Origin of the sequence: Streptomyces sp. NPDC048636, from assembly GCF_040650655.1 — a bacterium.
Lineage (GTDB): Bacteria > Actinomycetota > Actinomycetes > Streptomycetales > Streptomycetaceae > Streptomyces.
Genome location: NZ_JBEZHR010000005.1, coordinates 496,297 through 516,994 on the forward strand (window position 1 = coordinate 496,297; position 20,698 = coordinate 516,994).

The 20,698-nt window shown below is 70.3% G+C and carries 20 protein-coding genes and 6 pseudogenes; 10 read left to right on the forward strand and 16 right to left on the reverse strand.

Annotated elements, in window-relative coordinates; translation table 11 throughout:
• Window positions 1–322: 322 nt before the first annotated feature.
• A complete protein-coding gene (locus AB0C66_RS17575) occupies window positions 323–451 on the reverse strand; it encodes an LPFR motif small protein (RefSeq protein WP_362438612.1) in 129 nt (42 codons plus the stop codon).
• 211 nt (window positions 452–662) lie between these two features.
• The gene (locus AB0C66_RS17580; protein WP_362438614.1) at window positions 663–899 is read right to left on the reverse strand and encodes a DUF5133 domain-containing protein; all 237 of its coding nucleotides are present in this window, start codon (window positions 897–899) and stop codon (window positions 663–665) included.
• A 209-nt stretch (window positions 900–1,108) separates the two neighbouring features.
• Here AB0C66_RS17580 and AB0C66_RS17585 point away from each other — a divergent pair, with 209 nt between their 5' ends.
• The 5 genes and pseudogenes from AB0C66_RS17585 to AB0C66_RS17605 all read left to right on the forward strand — a co-directional run bounded on the left by AB0C66_RS17585 (window position 1,109) and on the right by AB0C66_RS17605 (window position 6,218).
• A complete protein-coding gene (locus AB0C66_RS17585; RefSeq protein ID WP_362438617.1) occupies window positions 1,109–1,504 on the forward strand; it encodes a hemerythrin domain-containing protein in 396 nt (131 codons plus the stop codon).
• 307 nt (window positions 1,505–1,811) lie between these two features.
• Window positions 1,812–2,225 (forward strand): annotated as a pseudogene (locus AB0C66_RS17590) (FAD-dependent oxidoreductase); the annotation flags it as partial.
• A gap of 515 nt (window positions 2,226–2,740) precedes the next feature.
• Window positions 2,741–3,937, forward strand: a complete 1,197-nt coding sequence (locus AB0C66_RS17595) for a lycopene cyclase family protein (protein WP_362438620.1) — start codon at window positions 2,741–2,743, stop codon at window positions 3,935–3,937.
• Window positions 3,934–4,665, forward strand: a complete 732-nt coding sequence (locus tag AB0C66_RS17600; RefSeq protein WP_362438623.1) for a methyltransferase domain-containing protein — start codon at window positions 3,934–3,936, stop codon at window positions 4,663–4,665. Before AB0C66_RS17595 ends, AB0C66_RS17600 begins: the two co-directional genes overlap by 4 nt.
• A gap of 56 nt (window positions 4,666–4,721) precedes the next feature.
• Window positions 4,722–6,218, forward strand: coding sequence for an FAD-dependent oxidoreductase (locus tag AB0C66_RS17605; protein WP_362438834.1), 1,497 nt, complete (start codon window positions 4,722–4,724; stop codon window positions 6,216–6,218).
• Between the two features lie 27 nt (window positions 6,219–6,245).
• Here the strand turns inward: AB0C66_RS17605 and AB0C66_RS17610 are convergent, their stop codons facing one another.
• From AB0C66_RS17610 to AB0C66_RS17665, 12 genes and pseudogenes are all read right to left on the reverse strand, one after another.
• A complete protein-coding gene (locus AB0C66_RS17610) occupies window positions 6,246–7,241 on the reverse strand; it encodes a DUF5914 domain-containing protein (RefSeq protein ID WP_362438626.1) in 996 nt (331 codons plus the stop codon).
• Window positions 7,238–8,236: a phytoene/squalene synthase family protein gene (locus AB0C66_RS17615; RefSeq protein ID WP_362438629.1), complete on the reverse strand. Its 999-nt coding sequence runs from the start codon at window positions 8,234–8,236 to the stop codon at window positions 7,238–7,240. The genes AB0C66_RS17610 and AB0C66_RS17615 overlap by 4 nt, the downstream gene beginning before the upstream one ends.
• A complete protein-coding gene (gene crtI, locus AB0C66_RS17620) occupies window positions 8,233–9,768 on the reverse strand; it encodes a phytoene desaturase family protein (protein WP_362438632.1) in 1,536 nt (511 codons plus the stop codon). Before crtI ends, AB0C66_RS17615 begins: the two co-directional genes overlap by 4 nt.
• A complete protein-coding gene (locus AB0C66_RS17625) occupies window positions 9,765–10,907 on the reverse strand; it encodes a polyprenyl synthetase family protein (RefSeq protein WP_362438635.1) in 1,143 nt (380 codons plus the stop codon). The genes crtI and AB0C66_RS17625 overlap by 4 nt, the downstream gene beginning before the upstream one ends.
• Window positions 10,908–11,015: 108 nt before the next feature.
• Complete coding sequence (locus tag AB0C66_RS17630; RefSeq protein WP_362438637.1) at window positions 11,016–11,165, reverse strand: hypothetical protein; 150 nt, start codon at window positions 11,163–11,165, stop codon at window positions 11,016–11,018.
• Window positions 11,166–11,247: 82 nt separating this feature from the next.
• Window positions 11,248–11,448 (reverse strand): annotated as a pseudogene (locus AB0C66_RS17635) (IS5/IS1182 family transposase); the annotation flags it as partial.
• A 73-nt stretch (window positions 11,449–11,521) separates the two neighbouring features.
• Complete coding sequence (locus AB0C66_RS17640; RefSeq protein WP_362438640.1) at window positions 11,522–12,007, reverse strand: VOC family protein; 486 nt, start codon at window positions 12,005–12,007, stop codon at window positions 11,522–11,524.
• 236 nt (window positions 12,008–12,243) lie between these two features.
• Window positions 12,244–12,454, reverse strand: a pseudogene (locus AB0C66_RS17645) (transposase); the annotation flags it as partial.
• Window positions 12,455–12,489: 35 nt separating this feature from the next.
• Window positions 12,490–13,089, reverse strand: a complete 600-nt coding sequence (locus AB0C66_RS17650; protein ID WP_362438643.1) for a DUF664 domain-containing protein — start codon at window positions 13,087–13,089, stop codon at window positions 12,490–12,492.
• A gap of 93 nt (window positions 13,090–13,182) precedes the next feature.
• Window positions 13,183–13,905, reverse strand: a complete 723-nt coding sequence (locus AB0C66_RS17655) for a maleylpyruvate isomerase family mycothiol-dependent enzyme (protein WP_362438646.1) — start codon at window positions 13,903–13,905, stop codon at window positions 13,183–13,185.
• A 166-nt stretch (window positions 13,906–14,071) separates the two neighbouring features.
• Window positions 14,072–14,608: a hypothetical protein gene (locus AB0C66_RS17660; protein WP_362438649.1), complete on the reverse strand. Its 537-nt coding sequence runs from the start codon at window positions 14,606–14,608 to the stop codon at window positions 14,072–14,074.
• 300 nt (window positions 14,609–14,908) lie between these two features.
• Complete coding sequence (locus AB0C66_RS17665; protein WP_362438652.1) at window positions 14,909–15,544, reverse strand: TetR family transcriptional regulator C-terminal domain-containing protein; 636 nt, start codon at window positions 15,542–15,544, stop codon at window positions 14,909–14,911.
• 95 nt (window positions 15,545–15,639) lie between these two features.
• Between AB0C66_RS17665 and AB0C66_RS17670 the strand changes: the two genes are divergently transcribed.
• The 4 genes and pseudogenes from AB0C66_RS17670 to AB0C66_RS17685 all read left to right on the forward strand — a co-directional run.
• Window positions 15,640–17,076 carry an amidase gene (locus tag AB0C66_RS17670; RefSeq protein ID WP_362438655.1) on the forward strand — a complete coding sequence of 479 codons (1,437 nt, stop codon included), beginning with the start codon at window positions 15,640–15,642 and terminating at the stop codon, window positions 17,074–17,076.
• Between the two features lie 219 nt (window positions 17,077–17,295).
• A pseudogene (locus AB0C66_RS17675) lies at window positions 17,296–17,498 on the forward strand (recombinase family protein); the annotation flags it as partial.
• Window positions 17,499–17,510: 12 nt separating this feature from the next.
• Window positions 17,511–17,750, forward strand: a complete 240-nt coding sequence (locus AB0C66_RS17680; RefSeq protein ID WP_362438837.1) for a helix-turn-helix domain-containing protein — start codon at window positions 17,511–17,513, stop codon at window positions 17,748–17,750.
• Between the two features lie 77 nt (window positions 17,751–17,827).
• Window positions 17,828–17,977: pseudogene (locus tag AB0C66_RS17685) on the forward strand (IS5/IS1182 family transposase); the annotation flags it as partial.
• Between the two features lie 733 nt (window positions 17,978–18,710).
• Here the strand turns inward: AB0C66_RS17685 and AB0C66_RS17690 are convergent.
• Together AB0C66_RS17690 and AB0C66_RS17695 are read right to left on the reverse strand one after the other, a co-directional pair.
• Window positions 18,711–19,259, reverse strand: a complete 549-nt coding sequence (locus AB0C66_RS17690; RefSeq protein ID WP_362438657.1) for a GNAT family protein — start codon at window positions 19,257–19,259, stop codon at window positions 18,711–18,713.
• A 196-nt stretch (window positions 19,260–19,455) separates the two neighbouring features.
• Window positions 19,456–19,969 (reverse strand): annotated as a pseudogene (locus AB0C66_RS17695) (hypothetical protein).
• Window positions 19,970–20,095: 126 nt separating this feature from the next.
• Here AB0C66_RS17695 and AB0C66_RS17700 point away from each other — a divergent pair.
• Window positions 20,096–20,551 carry a GNAT family N-acetyltransferase gene (locus tag AB0C66_RS17700; RefSeq protein WP_362438660.1) on the forward strand — a complete coding sequence of 152 codons (456 nt, stop codon included), beginning with the start codon at window positions 20,096–20,098 and terminating at the stop codon, window positions 20,549–20,551.
• Window positions 20,552–20,698 lie beyond the last annotated feature (147 nt).

Consider the following 20,698-nt stretch of genomic DNA (forward strand, 5'->3'; position numbering starts at 1 on the left):
GGTCCTGGAGGGCATCCGTTGCCCGGTACCGGCCCGGGGCGCGGCAGTCGCCCGTGCTGGCCTCGGCCATCAACGAATGGCTGCGCCCAGCGCCTTCACAACAGCCCTTGGACGAGGTTGTCGGTGACGCGCTGGAGCACGGAGACCGCAGTCGCGTACTCCTCCTCCGTGAGGTCGCCGAGGAGCTCCGTGCGCACCCGGCCCATGTGCTGCGGCGCATACGCCCCTGGAGGGGCATCAGCGTCATTCGCCGCGAGTACCCACAGCACCCGAGAGCACCCGCGTCGTGTGATCGGCCCGGAGACCGGTCGGTCGGAGCGCGTCAGTGGTGGCCGCGGGCGGAACTCGAAGCGCCGCCGAAGAGCCGCGCCACGGCGCGGAAGGGGAGCGTGACGACGGTGGCGACGGCGCCACCGATGGACCGGAAGACGTCTGCCAGTGCGCGGAACATCAAGGGGCCTCCGTTCTGGTTGGAACGTGTACTGGCGGTGACCTACGGTTGCGGGCCCCGCGGAGTCTGTCACTCCCCGTGTTCCCGCGGCGGGATCGTGGAAACGGGCCCCTCACTCATGTGGCCTCCGCTCCCTCGGAGCCCGCATTCCCTCGCCAGGTGGCGCTCAGAGCGTGAACACCCCTTCGTCCTGGCGTGATACGGCCTCGTGTCACACGGCGTCCGCGGAGAGTATTGAGTCGTCTTCGGCCCGGGCGCCCGGCAGCCGGTGGCGGGCCGCGATGAGAGCCGCGTCCAGGTCCCGGGTTCCGGTCGCCACGCACAGGGTGTACGAGACGTCATCCAGCCGCTGCTTTGCCCCCGGCCCGCCCTCGCTCGCATGCAGGGCTTGCAACGTCTCGTACTGGGTGATGAGGTCACTCAGCACTGCGGGATGAGCCATCAGCATGGGTTTCCTTCCAACGGGCCGTCACCTGACGACCTCCGAGTTCCCCCACGGCAGCAACCCATGCTCCGAATCGGCAACCAGCCGTCACCGATTCGGACACATTGGCCAGCCGGATGTTCCGGCGCCGGGAGCCGGTGGGCACCCGTGGCGGTCCACCGGCATGGAACGGGTGCCGGACACCTGTGAGCCAGGGAAGGCACGCTGAGGACATGGGCCATGGCGGCAACGTCATCGAGGAACTGACCACGGACCACCGCGAGGTCGAAGAACTGTTCAGCCAGATCCGCAATGCGCCGTCAGCCGATGAACGCAAGGAGATCGCCGATCACGCGGAGGTGGAGGAACTACTCAAGTCACTTGAGCGCCAGACGGCGGACAACCAGGAGCTCGGGGACGAGGAAGCCCACCTCTTCGTCCAACTGAACGGTGTCTGTTCCCCGAATGTCCTCGAGGACCTGGGGGAGAAGATCCGTACGGCGAAGAAGGTGGCTCCGACCCGGCCCCACCCCAGCGCTCCCAGCACCCCGCCCGGCAACAAGCCTCTCGCCCCCGGCGCTGGCCTGGTCGACCGCGCTCGGGACTTCGTTTCCGGACGTGGCAAGTAATCCGCTGGCACGGCGAGTGCCAGCGAGGACGACTCGATGAAGCGTGGGCGCCCAGGGCGAAGCCCTCACGGAGCGTGTGCAATCGGACCAGGGCTCGTTCCCTCGGCGCGGCACCGCGTCGCACCGGCGGACGGAGCACCCTCGGTCGTAGGGGTGCCCATATCGACGGCCCGTCGCCCGCCGGGACGGGGACGGAACGGTGCTCCCCATTACGGCGAGTCGAGCGTGTACAGCGTGTGCCGGGCGAGCCTGAGGGCCGAGACGCCGAGCCCCGATGTAGACGTAACCGTGTCGAAGGAGGAGGAGCATGACGGTTCATCAGCGCTGCCTCTCGGACACTGTCGTGGTCGGTGCCGGACTTCTCGGCCTTGCCCGCGCCCTGGCTCTGTGCCGGGCCGGACATCGTGTTGCCCTGCTCGAGGCGTCCGACGGTGTGGGCGGGCGGATGCGCAGGGACCGGCGGGACGGATTTCTGCCGGACCGAGGATTCCAGGTGTGCAACACCTCCTGTCCCCAGGTCAGGCGGCGCCTTGAGCTGCGAGCGTTGCGATCGCGTCCGTTCACCCCGCACGTCGTGGTGCCCACCGGGGCCGCGCCGGTCCTCCTCGCCGACCCGACCCGGCGGCCAGGGTCGGCCGGTTCCCTCCTGCCGGGCCGGGTTCCTTCGGCTCGTGACCTGGCCGCGCCGACGGCGCTCACCGTCCGGGACACCCTGCTGCCCGCGGGCTCTTTGCAGCATCGTCCCGACGGCTCCGTGGGTTTCGGCATGGCCGGTGAGACCGGTGGCGAGGTCGCGGAGCATCTCGTGGCGGTCAACTTCCTCGCGCCCGCCGCGTTCTTCCGTGCCGCGCTCCGCGTCCTGCGACCCGGCTCGGTGATCGCGGCCGTGACCGGCGTCGTGTCGGAGCGCCCGCGGCCCGGGATGTCCGACTACAGCGCGTCCAAGAGGGCGCTGAGTGCCTGGCCAGGTGCTGTACGACGCGAGGCGCGGGTGGCGGGCGGCCGGGCGCTGGACATCCGCCCCCGCCACCTGGACACCTGTTTCTCCGACCGGCCCGTCGCGGGCACGGCCCCGCCGTTGTCTGCGCAGGGCGACCATCGTCAGGTGGTCATGGCGGTCGTGGACGCGGCGGCAACGGACGCCGAGCTCCTGCGCACCGCCCCCGACGGAACACCCGTTGTCGAACGGCGAGCCAGGTGAACCGACGCACAGAAGCTCCAGCAGACACATCGGACGTGGTCATCGTGGGCGGCGGCGCGGCCGGACTCAGCCTCGCGCACCGGCTGACGCGGACCGGCACGGCCACCGTGACCGTTGTGGAGCCGCCGGCCGGGCGGCTACGGCCGCCCGAGCGGACCTGGTGCTATTGGGACCGGGGCGATGGCGACTTCGACGAAGCGGTCGGAGCCTCATGGTCCCGGCTGCGGATCCATGGTGCCGACGGCCGCGATGTCACTGTCGACCCGGCTCCGCTGCGGTACCGCATGCTGCGGTCCACACCGTTCGAGCGGCTGGTGCACTCCCGCCTTGAGCGCAGCCCTGGCGCGCGCGTACTGCGGGCGACGGCGGAGGCGGTGCGCAATGTGGCTCTCGGGGCGGAAGCCGGGGCGGAAGTCCGCTGCTCGGCCCCCGACGGAGGGGAGCTGACGCTGCGTGCCCGCCATGTGTTCGACTCCCGCCCCCTGCGCACGCTGCCGCCGGCGCGGACGCTGCTCCTGCAGCACTTCCGCGGCTGGTTCGTGCGCACGGACACAAACCGCTTCGATCCCGCGGTCGCGGACCTGATGGACTTCCGGGTGCCGCAGCCCCGCCACGGGCTCGCCTTCGGCTACGTTCTCCCGCTGGCGCCGGACCAAGCGCTCGTCGAGTACACCGAGTTCTCCCGGACACCGCTGACCACCGTGGCCTACGACGTGGCGCTGGACCACTACAGCCGCAACGTCCTCGGCCTCGGCGCCTTCACCGTGGAGGCGGCGGAGCAGGGCGTCATTCCCATGACCGACGCACGCTTCCCGTGCCGGATCGGGCCCGCCGTCTTCCGTATCGGGACCGCGGGCGGTGCCACCCGCCCGGCGACCGGCTACACCTTCGCCGCCGTGCAGCGGCAGAGCCGCGCCATCGCCGACGCCCTGCGCACCGGGAGCGGGCTCGTATGCCCGCCCCACGGGCGACGCGCGCTGGCCATGGACGCGGTGCTGCTGCGAGCATTGGACAGCGGGCGGATCGACGGCCCCGACTTCTTCACCGCCCTCTTCCGCCGCACACCGCCCGAACGTCTGCTGCGCTTCCTCGACGGTGCCACCTCCCCATGGGAGGAGTGGGGCATCGGCCTGCGCACCCCCGTCGGCCCGATGCTCCGGACCGCCGTCGAACTTCCCTTCCTGCGTCGACGTTCCCACCCCGCCTTCCCGTTCGGAGTGAGCCGCGGATGACACTGCTGCGCGACCGCGACCTGGCGCGTGCCTTCGACCACGCTTCACACTCCTACGACCGCCTCACCTCACTGAACCCCGGCTACCGCACCGACCTCACGCGCTCGGCACGCCGACTCCGGCTGCCGCGGGCGGGCGCCGGGCTGCACGTACTCGACCTCGGATGCGGCACCGGGACGTCCACCCGGGCGCTGCTGCGGGCCGCACCCCGCGCCCGGATCACAGCCGTCGACGCCTCCGCCGGGATGCTGCGGCGCGCGCGTGCCAAACCCTGGCCCGCCCGTGTCCGCTTTCTGCACCTGACCGCCGAAGAAGTGGCCCTGGCCGGGGAAGGCCCCTTCGACGCGGTCTTCGCCGCCTATCTCTTGCGCAACGTCACCGACCCGGACCAGGTCCTCGCGAACATCCGGGCCCTGCTGCGCCCCGGCGGACGACTCGGCGTACACGAGTACAGCCTCAGCGGCTCGGTCGCCCACCGCGCCCTGTGGAACGCCGTCTGCTGGGGGGTGATCATCCCGGCAGGCACCCTCAGCGGCGACCACGCCCTGTACCACCACTTGTGGCGCAGCGTCCTCGCCTTCGACGATGCCCCGGCTTTCACGGACCGGCTGACGCACGCGGGTTTCACGGGTGTGCGGGCCGCCCCCGTCGCCGGGTGGCAGACCGGCATCGCGCAGACCTTCCTCGCCCGCAACGGCTCCACCACGGCAGCGGAGTACGCCCGGTGAGCGCCCTCCCACACCGCACCGCCCGGCGGGGCCGCGACCGCAGAGCCGAGGTTCTGATGCCCGCGTCCGGCCGGGACCGGTTCGAGCGGGCGGACGCGCCGTCCCTCGCCGTCATCGGCGGCGGGATCGCCGGCCTCGCCGCAGCAACCCTGCTGGCCGAACGCGGCGCCCGCGTGACCCTCTACGAAGGGGAGGAAGGGCTCGGCGGCCGTCTCGCCGGCCATCGCACCCGTCTGTCCGACGGCTCCACGGTGACCATGAGCCGAGGGTTCCACGCCTTCTTCCGCCAGTACTACAACCTGCGCGGACTGCTGCGGCGCACCGACCCCGCCCTGACCCGGCTCACCGCCCTGCCCGACTACCCCCTGCGGCACAGCGTTGGCCTGACCGACAGTTTCGCCCGCGTCCCCCGCACACCACCGCTCAGCGCGCTCGGATTCGTCGCCCTGAGCCCCACCTTCGGCTGGCGCGACCTCGCTGCCATGGACGCCCGTGCCGCCCTGCCGCTTCTCGATGTCCGTGTGCCCGAGGTCTACGAACGCTTCGACGACCTCAGCGCGACGTCCTTCCTGGAACGGGTCCGCTTCCCCGAAGCCGCGCGGCACCTGGCGTTCGAGGTGTTCTCCCGCAGCTTCTTCGCCGACCCCCGCGAACTGTCCGCCGCGGAACTCCTGCTGATGTTCCACATCTACTTTCTGGGCTCGGCCGAGGGGTTGCTCTTCGACGTACCGAACGAACCCTTCCCGCAGGCGCTCTGGGAGCCGCTCGGCGACTACCTACAGCGTCTCGGGGCGGACGTCCGCACCGGCACCCCGGTCCACAGCCTCCGACCCGGCGAAGACGGAGGAGCGGAGGTGTGGACCGACACCGCCGTGGACCGCCACGAGGCGGCCGTTCTCGCCCTCGACCCCGGATCCCTGCGCCAGGTCGTCGCCGCGTCACCGGGCCTGGGCACCGCCGCCTGGCGTGACGACATCGCCGCCCTTCACACCGCCCCGCCGTTCCTCGTCTCCCGGCTCTGGCTCGACCGGCCGCTCCGCGCGGACCGCCCCGGGTTCCTCGGCACCAGCGGGTACGGCGACCTCGACAACGTCAGCGTCTTGGAACGCTATGAGGGCGAGGCCGCCCGCTGGGCCGCCAGGAACGGAGGCTCGGTGGTAGAACTGCACGCCTACGCCGTTGCCGCCGACGAGGAAGCGGAGAAGGTGCAGTGCGGGCTCATCGACCGTCTGCGCCAGGTGTATCCGGAGACCCGCGAGGCGCGGATCGTCGACGCGCGACACGAGTGGCGCTCGGACTGCCCGCTTTTCCCGGTCGGCACGTACCACCGGCGTCCCGCTGTGCGGACCCCTCACTCATGGCTGACGCTGGCCGGTGACGCGATCCGCTGCGACCTCCCCGTCGCCCTGATGGAACGCGCCGCCACCACAGGCTTCCTGGCGGCAGGCGCCCTGCTTGCCGACCGGGGCATTCGGGGCCAGGTGCTGTGGACCGTCCCTCGAGCGGGCCGATCCGTCATGCTGCGGGCACTTGGAGCCCTCGCGGCGCGCTGAGCCGACCCGGCACCGTGGCTTCCAGCCTCACCCCGGGAGCCGTCCGGTGCTGCGCAGCGCCCAGCGTCGTTCGGCGTAGGCCAGGTCGTCGTGCCACAAGCGGCCGGCCGACCGGCGCATCAACGGGCGCAGGGCGGGCGCGGCGGCGCGTGCCAGCCCGAAGCCCCGCCGGTCCGACGCGGCGACGACCGCCTCCACCACGGCGGTCCTCGGCCGCTCGTCGCCCGCACCGGTCAGCGGCGTGGCATGCGTCTCGACAACGGAGGTGGTGCCCTCGCCCTCTGTGATGCGCATGACGACTGTGCGCGGCTCGGGCGCGGTGAACTCGGCCCGTACCGGTACCACCAGACGACCGGCTACCCGAAAGGAGACGTCGACGACGAAGGCGTCCGCCTCCGCCTGCGGCTGCTGCGTCACGGTCAGGTCGACGAAGGAGTGCGAATGGAACCACGCGCCGTGCCACGGGTCGAGCCGGTTGGCGACCACATCCTGCGGTTCGCACCGCCCCACGGCGGTGAACACGGCGTCCACCCCGCTGCCCGCCACGGGACGCACGGGAACCACCGGGTGCTCCGAACCGTCCTCGCCGCCGACCGTGTCCAGCCGTACCCACACCAGGATGCCGTCGTCGTGGACCGGGTACGGATCCCAGCCGGCGAATGGAGTTCCGTCCAGAGCCAAGCCGTGCCAGTGGCAGACCAGGGTGCCGCACACCACGCGGCTCTGGCGCAGGGGAGCGCCGAGGTGCGGGCAAGCGCCCGGGCCGGCATGCAGGGCACCCTTGTCCGAGCGCCACAGTACGACCTCCACGCCGCCTACCGTCCTGCCGTGCGGGCGGCCGTCGGCGCGGATGTCCCGGGAGGCGCCGACGACGAACCAGTTGCCGGAGCGACGTGCCGAGGCCCGCTTGAGGGCATCGGCGATGATCGTCGGCCGTGCCTCCTGCCAGGTCGGTGTCTGCGCTGCCCAGTCCGGGCCGCGGCGCCGTCGCAGCGGTGCTGTCCAGCGGACTCGGTCATTCACCGCACGGGTCCCTTCCACTCCAATGTCCTGCCGGTCGCCGAAGGCGCCGGGCGCGTGGCGCGGGCGCGCAACCGCGCCCCGACCACCTGGACGGCTCCGGCGGCGGTTGCGGCGGTACGGCGACCGCGCGACACCACCGCGCGGTGGTGCAGCACGGTGTAGTCGTGGTGCGCGATCGCGTCGAGAATTCCGCTGTAAAGGGTGTACGCGGTGCGGATGCAGGGGCGCACCCGGGGGTCGAGCATGCCGATGCCCGGTTCCGCCTGCCGGTACGCGTCCCGCGCCATGGCCTCGGCGGCGACGAGCGCCGCGCGGATCCGGGCATCCCGGCGCCCCGTGCGGCGGCTCCACTCCAGCAACGGCCGGTCCACGCCGTGACTGGCGAGCAGGTCCGCCGGCAGGTAGACACGGCCGCGGTCCAGGTCTTCGCCCACGTCCCGGAGGAAGTTGGTGAGCTGGAAGGCCACACCGAGCGCCGCCGCGTGCGGCGCCGCCTCCTCACGGGGGACAACCGTCCCCAGCACCGGAAGCATCTGGAGCCCGATCACCGCGGCCGAGCCGTGCATATAGGACCGCAGATCCGCGTAGGTCGGATAGTCCGTGACGCTCAGGTCGCTGCGCATGGAGGCCATGAAGTCGGCGAACAGCATGGGGTCGATGTCGTAACGGTCGGCGGTGTCGGCCAGGGCCCGGACCACGGGCTCGTGACCTCCGGAACCGGTGAGCAGCCCGTGTGCCAGGTCGCGCTCCAGGCGTCGCAGCAGCTGGTCACGCTCGCCGGGTGTCCGGCGCCGATGGAAGTCGTCCACGATGTCGTCCGCCCAGCGGGCGAAGCCGTACAGCGCGTGCACGGCGGCGCGGTGCTCCACCGGCAGCAGGCGGGTGGCCAGGAAGTAGGTCTTTCCGTGGCGGGCGTTGAGTCGCCGGCACTGGGTATAGGCGGCGCGGAGCGAGGGATCGGTGATCCCGGCGGCGTCCAGCTCACGACGGGTCATCGGCACCTGCCACCGTCGAGGCAGGCGCTCCGCGCGCGGCTCGGAGGCCGAACGCCGCCCATGATGCGGGCGGCGGCGAGCTTTCCGCTGATGAGCACCGTCGGCACGCCGACCCCGGGAGTGGTCCCGCAGCCGGCCAATACGACGTTGTCCAGCCCGCGTACCAGGTTGCGCGGCCGGAAGGGACCGGTCTGGGCGAAGCTGTGGGAGACCGAGAAGGGACTGCCCGCGCCATGGCCTTGTGCCGTCCAGTCCAGCGGGGTCACCAAGATTTCCTCCTGGATGCTGTCCGCGAGCCCGTCGAGGCCCCGGCGCTCCAGCTCGGCGACCACGCTGTCGCGATAGCGCGGGCCCAGGTCGCGCCAGGCGGCGGCGGAGGGGCCGACGTCGGTGTTCGGACAGGGAGCCAGAACGTAGTGGAGATGTCGGCCGTGCGGCGCGAGGGCGGGATCGTGTGCCGTCGGACGGGTGATCAGCAGCGAAGGGTCGCTCATCAGCCTGCCGGAGCGCGTCAGTTCCTCAAATGTACGTTCCCACGCTGTGCCGAAGGAGAGCGTGTGGTGGGCGAGACCGGGCCAGGTACGGTCCGTTCCGGCGTGAAGGATCACAGCCGACGGCGAGTGACGCAGCCGCACCGGACGCCGGGGGGCACGCCCCAGAAGCCGGTGCGCGGCAGTCAGTTCACAGGTCAAGACCAGCGCGTCGCAGGGAATCCGTTCGCCCGACGACAGACGTACGGCACGCACCCGACCGGCCGAACGCTCCAGCGTGCTGACCTCGGCCGACCAGCGCAAGTCGGCGCCGGCGTCCTGTGCCGCGTCGGCCATGGCGCGGGGCAGCGCGTGGATGCCGCCCTTGGGGAACCAGACGCCGGCCACGGTGTCCATGTAGGCGATCACGGCGTAGGCCGCGAGGGCCCGGGCGGGTGCGACTCCGGCGTACAGGGACTGGAAGGAGAAGACTCGGCGCAACCGGGGGTCGGAGAGGTGGCGGCCGATGCGGTCGTCCAGCCGTCCGAAGCCGCCCAGTGCGGCCAGCCGTGCGAGGTCCGGGTGGAGGAGCTGGAAGGGCGAGTCGAAGTTGGTGTCGATGAAGCGTCGCATCTGCGCCTGGTACAGCCGTTCCAGCCATTGCCGCAGCTCGCGGTAGCCCGCTGCCTCCGCGGGTCCCGCGAAGCGCCGGACCTCGGCCTCCATCGCCTCGCCACCGGTGTGGACGTCGAGCGAGGTCCCGTCCGCGAAGCGTGCCCGGTAGGCCGGGTGCAGGGCCACCAGTTCGACGCGGGAGGCGAGGCTGTCGCCGACGGCCGCGAAGGCTTCGTCGGCCAGATGTGGCATGGTCAGCACCGTGGGGCCGGTATCCATCAGGTATCCGCCGAGCTGCACGCGGCCCGCCCGGCCGCCGGGGCCGGTGTCCCGTTCGACGACCGTGACCCGCCGGCCGGTGCCCAGCAGATGGAGGGCACAGGCGAGACCGGACAGTCCGGCACCCACCACGACGACATGGTCGGTCGGTCCCGCTACTGTCTTCACCGGCCCTCCCCGGCGTGGTCCGGGGCAACGCCCGACGCGCGTTCGAGCATCGCGGCGAACTCCCGCCGCATCGCGGCGTCCGCGCCGGTCGTCTCGAAGTGCCACAGACTCGTCGCCACCAGCTCCTTGATCTTCGACTCCACCTCGGCCCGGGCTCCGGTCCGCTCCAGAGCCGCCCGCATCCGCTCGACGGCGTCGTCGGACCGGTAGGCGGGGCCGGGCGCGAGCGCGAGCGCGTCCTCCTTGTCCCCGGAGGTGTCGGCGAGCTCGACGGCGACGGCGAGCAGGTACGTGAGCTTGCGCGTCCGCAGGTCGTCCCCGGCCGGTTTACCTGTCACTGACGGGTCGCCGAAGGCGCCGAGGAGGTCGTCGCGCAGCTGGAAGGCGAGCCCCGCGCAGCGGCCGGCGGAACGCAGGGCGTCAAGGACGCACTCGTCGGCCACGGTCAGCGAAGCCCCCAGCGCGAGCGGGCGCTCGACCGTGTACAGGGCGCTCTTGAGCGTGGCGATGGTCAACGCCTCGTCGACGCCGGAGGTGCCGACGGCCTGCGCGTGGATGTCGCGGTACTGCCCCGCGGCCATCTCCCCGCGCATCGCCCTCCACTCGCGGTACAACCGCGTTCCGTGCGGCGAGCCGAGGGCCGTCTCCATCAGCAGATCGTCCGCCCAGGCCAGCGCCAGATCGCCGGCGAGCACCGTGGCGGCGACGGCGAACGACTCCGGTGAGCCGGACATCCGTGAGGTCCGGTGCAGACAGGCGAGGTCGACGTGCATCGCCGGCGCGCCGCGGCGAAGCGGTGATCCGTCCATCAGGTCGTCGTGCAGGAGAGCGCATGCCTGGAGCAGTTCGATCGCGGCTCCGGTGCGCAGGACCGCCGTGGGATCGTCCGACCCTCCTGCCGCCCGCCATCCGCACCACAGGAACGCCGTGCGCAGTCGCTTCCCGCCGCGTCGGACGAATGCGCTGACACGGCCGGCCACGTCGCGCGCGAAGAGCGGGTCCACCTCACGGGTCCGGCGCAGTTCCGCGTCGAGGAATCTGGCCAGGACGGCCTCGACGGCCCTGGTGGCGTCGGACGCTGTGAGCGGGTCGTCGACGAGTCCGGCCGCTCCGACCACCGTCGGTCGCAGTTCGAGCATGCCCGGCCCCTTCTCACTATCGGTCGCCTGTGCACCAGTGCTTCTGCCGTCGGTCCGCGTGTGGATGCGCTGATCTCTGCCCGGTGCGGGCCTTGCCCGAGTGACCGCTCACTCCGTCGGCCCAGCGATGTGCGCCTCATGGCGGTATGTCACCGCGTGAGTGCTCCCGCTGGAGGACCTCTTCCAGGTCGGCGAACGCTCTTCGACCGCGCCGTCGAACGCGGCGAGATCGAGCCGGAGTTCCTTACCCTGCTGCACCACGAGATCCTCTCGACCTTCCCCCTGGTGCGCTGACCGCCCGCACAGCCCACTTGGTCAGTGCCGGGTCCGGATCAGGATGGGGCGGGCGGCCGCCCTGGCGGCCTCTTCGTAAGCGGTGGCCGATCTGGTCGGACGGCTGAGGAACGACCGCCCGGATTCCGCGGCGCCGCAGCTGCGACCGGACGGCGCGGGAGGAGTACGCGTGGTCGGCCAAGATCGCTGAGGGCCTGGTCCGGGGCCTGCCCGGCCCGGTTCGGGGCACGCGGATGCGGGACATCACCAGGGCGAAGGCCGGTGCGTCACCGGCCTGGCCGGCGGTGAGGTGAAAGGCAGCGGCCGAGCCCGGCGGCCGCCTACGGCGCGGGAGGCCGCACCTGCTCGGCGCTTTCCTGCGGGTCCACCATGCGCATGACTTCGCCGGGCTCGCCCGAGGTGTGTTCCTCGAGGGTGTAGAAGCGCACCTCGTGACCGTCGGGGTCGTACAGCCGCGGCAGCACCCATCCGCGCAGGCCGCGCCAGACGCCGCCGTGCGGCTCATCAAGAGCCTCCAGACGAGCGGCGAGCGCGTCGATCGCGGCGCTGTCGGGCACCGCGATCGCGAAGTAGTCGAAGCCGGCGGCGGCCTCGGCCCAGTCCGGGGCGAGTCGCAGCACCAGGTCCGGTCCGCCGGCCGGGTGGCTCAGCACAATCTCGATCAACGCCCCCTGCTCGACGAACTCGGCTGCCCGCCGATAGCCGAGCGTGCGCCCGTACCACGCCTCGGAGCGGGCCAGATCGCGTACCGGCAACTTCAGGTGGTGGACGCCGACGAGGCTCGGGATGTCAGCTTCCACGTTCATGGCTCACCTCAGAACGCGTGGGCTCGGCACTCAGGTGTCGAGGCCGATCGTGACCAGTTTCCCCTTCTCACCAGCTGCCGCACCCGCTGGCTCACCGGCCTCCCGGCCGGGTCCTCCGCGCGGTCCGGCAGCGACCGACGGGGCGGTGGGGTACTCGCCGACCGTTTCTGCCGGGGTGGGCGGGGTGGGCGGGCTCAGGTCAGGCGGGAGGCGACCTTCTTGACCTTGTTCGTCCGGGCCCACCTGATCAGCCGCTTGTGAGCGGTCTGGAACGATCCGGGCTCGTCGGGAAAGGTCCCGCCAGGGCGAGCTGGTGCGTACTTCCAGGCGATGGCCTCGGACGTGCGGCGATGGTCGGCCCACCGACGTCCGCAGACCGGATCGGCCGGCATCAAAGGCTCGACCCGGTCCCCACATCGCATCAGCGATCACTGACCGGACAGACATCCGATCAATTGACCAACCCATCAAAGAGGCACGGCCTAGTCACCGGTCGTGCCGTCGAGCATCTCGCGCAGGATGTCGAGGTGGCCGTTGTGGCGGGCTGTCTCCTCGGTGAGGTGAAGGAGGATCCAGCGCAGGTCGACGTGGAGGCCATCGCGGACGGCGCGCTTGGCCTGGTCGTCCAGGCCGCTCGCGGCGACCAGTTCGCGGTAGTGGGAGCTCTGTTGGACGTATTCGTCGAGCGACTGGGGGAGAGGGAAGTCGACGGCGATACGCGTCTCGCGGTCGGGGTCCTCTGCCGCACGGGCCCCGGGTAGCCGCAGCCTGGCTGTACCCGTGCCTTTTCCCACCGCGCTCGCCTCCGCATGTGTGGGGACCTGGTCCGCTCCCACGCGGTCCTGGATGTGCGGGGCGGGCGGCCGATGACCCGTACCGCGGCCGGGTTCGACACGTTCGACCTGGCGGTGGACCTGGGCATCGATCCTGATCTCGACAGGTACCAGCGGGAGGACCCGACCCCACGGGCCGTACTCGGGCGGGGTGTCCCGCCACGGGATTCCGGTGCGGATCCGGGAACGTATGCCGTCGATCAGCTGCCGCCGCTCCCACGTCGGCGGCCGTCCGGGCTTCTTCCTCACAGGCAACAGAGGTTCCGGCGCAGCCCGCTGGTCACCTGTCAGATCCCTGCGCGCCATGACGCAAGATCATTTCAGATCCGTGCCGCCTGCCCATCAGTCTGCGGGGTCAGGCGGCCAAGGCCCCAATTCCGGCAAGTGGGAGCCGGTCGTCTCCAGGCGATCATCGGTGCTACGGCCAGCCATCCAGGCCGCAAGGTCACGCACTGCTCCGCGGACCTCGACCGCCGTGCCCGTACCCAGCACCCGGGAGAACTCATCGTCAGTGGCCCGCAGCACCAGCCGCGTGCTGACGGGGGCACGATCGGACAGGAAGTCCAGCGCGTGCAGGGCGAAATCCCGCGGCCAGTCGCGGGGACGGTATCCGACCGCGAGGTCAACAGCGTGGATCTCTGCCTCCCGCCACCGCGCCAGCGCGGTGTCCAGCAACCTGGCATGACGGAACCGAACCGTACGCCGCCAGTCCGCGGCCGTCAGCCGACTCCACGTAGCTTCCAGCGCCGACTGGGCCAGCGTCAGGTCCTCGTGGAGCTCGCCCAGGGGCCGAGCCGCCCCCTGGGCGATGGACTGGTCGCGTTCTGCCTGGCCACCCTCGTACATGGCGACGCACTCGCCCTGTAGAGCCGCCAGTGCCTGCCGCTCGAAGGCGCGGGCGTTGTCGGCAAGGTGCTGGAGGACGTACCCACGGGTCCACCCCGGCAGAGTGGAGGGTGCGTCCTTCTCCCGGTCATCAAGTTGATCGACCAGTTCGAGCAGCCGGGTATGAGACTGCGAGACCCGAGCCACCACTTCGTCAGGAGCTATCAGCGAGTTGACCACCGTGAAAGCCTAGCCATGTTGATCCACTTCCGATACACGTCCATGACCTCGCATGCGACGCACACAGGGTGTTCTCCGACGATGGCGGGGTGAGGGCTGTGCCCAGTCCGCAGTGGCAATCTTGATGTCTGTTGTCCGCCCACGGCGCCGATGGCGATGGCGGCTGTCAGGGGCTGCCAGGGCCGGCTGCTGCCAGGGCCTCCGCCGCCACCTGCCGCAGTGCACGGCTGGTAATCCAGCGGCTTTTCCCGTCGGCCAGGTACGCCGCGGCACGACCGACCCATTCCGGGTCGCTGAGGAGATGTAGCTTTCCCTCAGTGGTGAGCTGCCGCAGCAGGGACTCCAGCCGGAGGGCGTCCACCGCCCGGTACGGGCGTGTGTGCTGGTCGAAGCGTAGCTGGTGGTCCTCGTACGGGTGGCGCAGTGTCGTGTGCATCCAGCCGCCGTTGCGCGTGGCGACCATTCCCCTCAGCGTATATACGCCTCTGCTGTGTGTGTTCCAGGAGCGCTTGCCCCAGGTGATCCAGATGCCATTCATGATCCTGGACCACGGGATCAACTGTCCCTCGGAGTCCGGCTGGTGCTGGCAGAGCCCGTCCGGACGGAACTCCACCCAGTGGGCGTCAGGTCGTGTGGCGTCCCCGACTCCCCAACGGCCGTTGGTCAGTTCCAGCGGCCCCAGAAATGTACGATCCTCCACCATTCGGTCATTGAATCACGTGTTCTGTGAACCTTGCTCCGCCTCCGCCAGTACCTCCCCGCTCGCCGCTGTCCCGGGGAACGCCAGGTGGGAGTCGGCTTACTGGAGGCGTGGCCAGGCCGCTGAGCGCCTGCTCGTAGGCGGTCAGCCCCGGACGGCGCGGGCGGCCATCAGTACCGCGATCGAGCGATCAGGAACCAAGGAAGCTCGGACTCAACGACCTCTGAGTCCTTTCCGACCTCAAGCTCTCACCAGATGATCGGTCTGGTGGTGCTCTCTTCCTCTGTCCGGCTTTCACGAGTGTCAGACGGCCTTTCCGGGACGGCTGGTGTGGGTGCGTTCCCAGAGGCGGACCAGATGCGCGTGCAGGGCGTCCTCGGCATCCTCAGCGGTCAAGTGCCCTATGAGCACATGGCTGGTCAGGCCGTCCGCGAGGGCGAGCAGGGCCCGGGCCTCGCGCTGCGGATCGAGCGTCGCAGGGTTGTCGTCGGCCGGGCCGCTCTCGCTGGCCTCCGTGAGGAGGCGGGCGAGGAGGTCCTGGAGAGCCGCGTAACTGATTCTGAGTTTGGCGGCGAGTGGCTCGCTGACGGCGGCTTGGGCGACGAACGCGAGCCACACCCGTGCCTCGGCGCGGTGCTGTCTGCGGAGCAGGGCGATTTCGGTTGCCGCGTGGCCCAGGGCGGTAGCGGCTGACTGGGCCGGGCTGCTGGACAGGCGGGTCCGTACACGTTCGGTGATGCGCTCGCCGACGTGGTCGACGGCGAACAGGAGCATCTCCTCCTTGTTGCGGAAGCAACGTTGAACGGCGCCCAGGGAGACCTCCGCACGGGTGGCGACGTCGCGCATGGTCACTCCCTCAGGTCCGTGTTCGTCAGCGAGGAGGCAGACGGCCTCGGCGATCCGCCGGCGTCGGCTCTCGTAGTCCACCTGCTTGGGCATGTTCGGGCGCCTCCTTTTTCCGATACGATCGTATCGCTTCTGGGCTATGGTTTCGACACCAGCGCTTCGACACATGAACGGGGAGGACAAGAATCGTGCGGGATGCCCTATGGAAGATGCCGGCCACAGCCCAGGCAGAGGCGGTCCGGAATGGAGACATATCGGCTGTCGAACTGGTCGACAGCCACCTGGACCGCATCGCCGACGTCAACCCGCAGGTCAACGCGGTCACGCAGCTGATGGCCGAGCGCGCCCGTGAAGCCGCGGCACAGACGGATTTGCGCCGGGCCGCAGGCGAAGAGCTGGGGCCTCTGGCAGGGGTGCCGTTCACGGTGAAGGAGACCACCGCCGTCGAAGGTGTGCCGACCACGATGGGGATCGCGCGCTTCCGCGATCTGGTGGCGACGGCCGACGCGCCCCCGGTGGCCCGGCTGCGTGCCGCCGGAGCCATACCGATCGGGCACAGCAACATACCCACCCTGATCCTGGCCGGGATGCACACCCGCAGCGAACTGTTCGGCGACACCGTCAACCCGTGGGACCGGAGCCGGACGCCGGGAGGATCCAGCGGTGGCGACGGAGTGGCCGTCGCCACCGGCATGGCCGCGCTCGGGCTCGGCAACGACTCCGGAGGATCAGTACGGATCCCGGCCTCGTTCTGCGGCGTGGCGGGACTGAAGCCCACCGCCGGGCGATTCCCCGCCGACCACCGGATTCTCGGCCCCGCCGACCCAGGACCGGCCTCACAGATGCTGGTCACCGACGGGCCCCTGGCCCGCAGGATCGCCGACCTGCGGCTGGCATACGAGGCGCTTGCCGGGACCGACCCGCGGGACCCGCGGGCCGTACCGGTGCCCGTCCACGGTCAGCCGCTGCCGGGACCGGTGAAGGTCGCGGTCGTCGCCGATCCCGGCGGCCACGGCGTCCACCCCACGGTCCGGGGTGCTGTCGGGGCCGCGGCCGACGCGTTGCGGGACGCCGGATACGACGTGCGGGAGGTGGCGGACGTTCCGCGGCTGGATGAGGCACTTGAGGCGTACCACCGGATCGTCGTGACCGAATTCGCCCCGACCTGGCCGGCGGTGCGGACACTGCTCGGCGAGGGCGGAGATCGCTACATCGAGATGACGATGGAGAAGACCCCGCCCGCCACCGCGGCGGAGTTCATGCAGCTGATGGGCGTCTGGCTGGGCATCCGCCGCTCCTGGGCGGAGTTCCTCGACGAGTACCCGCTGGTGCTCGGGCCGGTGTTCACCGAGCCGGCCGTCGAGCCGGGGCTGGAGTCACGCGACCGGGCAGGACGGGAACGAGTCGGCTCGGGCATGCGCCTGTGTACGGTGACCAGCTTCGCGGGCGTACCCGGGGTCGCCGTACCGACCGGAGTGACCGACGGCCTGCCGTCCGGCGTGCAGATCGTCGGGCGAGCGTTCCGGGAGGACCTGTGCCTGGATGCTGCCCAGGAGGTCGAGGACCGCCTCGGAGTGCTCACACCGATCGACCCTCGCCCGGAAGTCCCAGCGGCCGCGCAGTAGGCGGTCCTGCGACACGGGGCAGCGAGAACGGGCCTCCTCTCTGGCCGAGTGTCGGCAATCGATCGTCTGCCGGCACTCGGCGCCGTGGCTACGGACCCGCAGATGGGCATGTCGGCAACTCGTGCCGGGAATCAACGTCGGTGAACGGTCGACCGCGACAACACCCACGTCGACACCGCGAGCGGCGCGAAGACGTTCCGCCCGAAGCCTGACCTCGTCATGCAGTTGCTGCGCGAGGGCGACATATCGAAGGTCACCCGGCTCGAGCGGCTCTCCCGCTCCGTCCTGCACTTGGTGACCCTCGGCGCCGATCTGCGCGAGCAAGGGGCATCGGGCTGCACGTCATCGAGCGCGGGCATCGACACGTCGACGATGGAGGGCGGGCGATGTTCGGGATGTTGTCCGTACTCGCTGGGCTCCAGCGCGAACTGATTGTGGCGAACACGAACGACGGGCTCGCCTCCGCGCGGGCCCGTGGCCGGGTCGGCGGGCGCCGCCCCGAGCTCAGGGAAGACCAGGCCGCGCTCGCCCAACGGCTGTATGACGAGCGGGAGAAGACCGCCCAGCAGATCGCCGACATGTTCGGCGTGCCGAGGTCGACGGTGTACGGGCACCTCGACAGAGCCAAGACCGTTCCCCGTCAGCCGAAGAAGACCGAGGTCACGAAGTTCTGACCGCTACCCTGCGGCTGGTGTCTGAGCTAGGACTCCGGGGCCGTCCTGGACGAGCTCGGGGCGCGAGGCGAGCTGCTCAGGGCTTACCCCTCGCCTTCGGCGTCTCGGGCGCGAACGTTGACGACAGCCAGGCGCTTCTGCCGCTGGTCGTGGGCATTCCCGCAATCCGATCCCGGCGTGGACCGCGACGCCGCCGCCCCGGCAGGCTCCGCGTAGACAAGGCGTACCACTCCACCGAGCGCCTGCCCGGACGACACTGTCAGCGAGGGCCCCATCGCCGGCGTGAGGTCGCCCCGCGAACCAGGGCGCGGCAGTGCTCGACCCCCGTGGCGGAACGGCTTCGCCGCAGAACACCGTATCCGGCTCGAGGATGCCGTTTCAGGCGGAACCGCGTTCTTTCCCGGGAGCCGGGAGCGTGTTCTTCGGCGAGGCGGGGGCAGGGTCCCAGGTCACGGGAGGCATCTGCCGACAGGCAGAATGGGTGTCATGCGAACGTGCAGGAAGTGCGGTGGGCGGAGGCGTCGGTGGCCTCGATCCTGTTCAGGGTGCCGCAACGTGGCGGACCGGGCCGATATGGCCGCTGACGCGGGCGAAGTGGCCGCGGACGTGGGCTTGTTCGGATGGGTCGGGCGGGGGCTCACGGCAGTGGGACGGTTCTTGGCGCGGGTCTTCGACTGACCGACCGGACCAGACATTCCCAGTACCATCGCCCGCCTGCCGATTGCGGCCGCGTTCACGGGTCACCACAGCCTTCCGCTCCGCCGGAAGTGGGACCAGGCGGCACGGCAGCAGGTCTCCGGTCTCGGCGGTAGCGCGAGCATCTGGTGGCGCTGACACGGACTGGGAGCCACCTCGAGGATGAGCGGGGGGAAGGACGCTGGGAGAACCGAAGACCCGTACGACGGCCACCGACTTCCGAGCCCCACCCCACCACTGGAACCAGCGATTGCGGGACACTCTTCAGGTGGGCTTCCGGCATTCGGAGACCATGCCGAAGAACAGTTCGTCGACCCACTCGCCTTTGGCATGACGGTTCGATTTGCGAAGACCTTCGAACCGGAACCCGACTCGCTCGAGCAAGGCTGCGGACCGGATGTTCCGTGCGTCGCAGTCCGCGGAGATGCGGCGCAAGCCTCGCGCGAGATAACTATCCACAGTAGCGGTCAGCGCCTCTGTGGCAAGTCCCATGCCTTGATGCGCGGGAGCCAGGGTGAATCCAATGTCTGCCTGCATCCTGTTCTCATGGAGGTGGACGCCTATTTCCCCTATGAGCAGGCCGCTCGTTTTGGCCTCTATGGCGTACATGAACCATCCGGGTGCAGATGGGTCCGTCCCTCCGTATTCTCGGATGTCGGACGCCCCGGCTTCGCGTGACACAGGAGCCGACCAGCCCTGATACCGAGCCACATCAGGGTGGGACCGGTATTCACAGAATGCATCGACGTCGTCATCTCGAAAAGTGCGCAGACGCAAGCGCGGAGTTTCGAGCAAGGTGCTTTTAGGGCTCACGTGCTGATTCCTGTCCGGTGTTCCTCGTGAAATGCGGATCGGTCGACGGATCGTAAACCACGAGGGGTGCGCTGGTTCGTTCCGAGGGATTTCCCTAGCACATGCTCCACTCGGGCGGCGCATGCGGTCGCGGACATCCTGGGTGCGGTCGTGCCGGGAAGCAACCGAATTATCGGCGCCACCGCCCCCCATGGCCTCAACTGCTCCGCATCGGCCGGACACGACCTATGATCACCGCTCGTCGGTCGGCGTGCCTCCGATGGCGGGGGTACTCGTTGATCCGGTGCACCATCAGCTCCCGGATGGCGATCTTGTCCTTCCCCGCGCGCTCGCCCAAGTCGGAGTGCTCGGCCAGCGTGGCGTCGGTGGCGGTCTGCTCGCGCTCGAGGCCGACGTAGGCGGCGTCGACCGCGGCCTGTTCGCCGTCGGCGCCGTTGAAGTCCGCGTCATGCTCGCCGTAGCTTCGGCAGCGGCTCACTGTCGCTGATCCGGTGACGTCCACGGTGGAACCGACCGCGGGGACAGTTGCTCCGGGTCCAAGCCCTGGCATTTCATGCGCAGCGTCAGGCGGTAACCCGTCAGGAAGTCCTGAAGCGTCGCAAGCTCGCCCTCCGGACTGGGGCCTGCGTGTTGCGGGGTTCGTCCTCCGGGTCGGCCCACATGCCGGGGTAGACGGTCGCCTGGGTTCCACACACGGGTTCGTCACTCATGCGGTGCGTGGTCTTCGGTGACGGCCCCCCTCGCCACCGAGTTTCGCTTCGACCTGAGGTCTCGGGGACAGCGGATGGATGCTTTCGTCGCACCTTGCGTGCTGCGATGGCGAGCGAGGTAGGGGCATGTCGAACTTCGGGGTGGAGGTGCGCCCCCTTGCCTTGGCCGACAGGGACGCGTGGGAGCCGCTGTGGCAGGCGTACCTGGACTTCGACGAGCAGGTTCTCCCGATGGAGGCCACCGATCTGACGTGGGCCCGGTTCGCTGATCCCGCGGAGCCGATGGGCGCGCTGGGAGCGTGGGCGGACGACACGCTGGTGGGCATCTGCCACTACGTCCTGCACGCTTCGACGTGGTCTGCCGGGTGCTGCTGCTATCTGGAGGACCTGTTCACCTCCCCCGGTGCCCGTGGCAGGGGAGTGGGCAGTGCCTTGATCGAGGCGGCGGCCACAGCGGCCAGCAGGGCAGGGGCCGAGAAGCTCTACTGGCAGACGCATACGGACAAGGTGACGGCTCGGGCGCTCTACGACCGGGTGGCATGCCACGAGGGTTTCGTCGTCTACGAGCGCGCCTTGAACTGACCACATACGTGGTGACATCCCATTGCGGCACGGTGTGTGAGGCCGAGGGCGGGGCCTGCTGTCAGCAGCCCGCGAGATGCCCGGGCCGAGCTGCCGGGGGAGTGGCGTGAGTGAGACGTTAGCGGGGTGCCAGCGGAGCAGCAGCCG

Bases quoted from the DNA above. Each gene is read 5' to 3' on its own strand.
- AB0C66_RS17575 (WP_362438612.1), bottom strand. From the start codon at position 451: ATGTTCCGCGCACTGGCAGACGTCTTCCGGTCCATCGGTGGCGCCGTC.
- AB0C66_RS17580 (WP_362438614.1), bottom strand. From the start codon at position 899: ATGCTGATGGCTCATCCCGCAGTGCTGAGTGACCTCATCACCCAGTAC.
- AB0C66_RS17585 (WP_362438617.1), top strand. From the start codon at position 1,109: ATGGGCCATGGCGGCAACGTCATCGAGGAACTGACCACGGACCACCGC.
- AB0C66_RS17600 (WP_362438623.1), top strand. From the start codon at position 3,934: ATGACACTGCTGCGCGACCGCGACCTGGCGCGTGCCTTCGACCACGCT.
- AB0C66_RS17605 (WP_362438834.1), top strand. From the start codon at position 4,722: ATGCCCGCGTCCGGCCGGGACCGGTTCGAGCGGGCGGACGCGCCGTCC.
- AB0C66_RS17615 (WP_362438629.1), bottom strand. From the start codon at position 8,236: ATGACCCGTCGTGAGCTGGACGCCGCCGGGATCACCGATCCCTCGCTC.
- AB0C66_RS17625 (WP_362438635.1), bottom strand. From the start codon at position 10,907: ATGCTCGAACTGCGACCGACGGTGGTCGGAGCGGCCGGACTCGTCGAC.
- AB0C66_RS17640 (WP_362438640.1), bottom strand. From the start codon at position 12,007: ATGAACGTGGAAGCTGACATCCCGAGCCTCGTCGGCGTCCACCACCTG.
- AB0C66_RS17660 (WP_362438649.1), bottom strand. From the start codon at position 14,608: ATGGTGGAGGATCGTACATTTCTGGGGCCGCTGGAACTGACCAACGGC.
- AB0C66_RS17665 (WP_362438652.1), bottom strand. From the start codon at position 15,544: ATGCCCAAGCAGGTGGACTACGAGAGCCGACGCCGGCGGATCGCCGAG.
- AB0C66_RS17700 (WP_362438660.1), top strand. From the start codon at position 20,096: ATGTCGAACTTCGGGGTGGAGGTGCGCCCCCTTGCCTTGGCCGACAGG.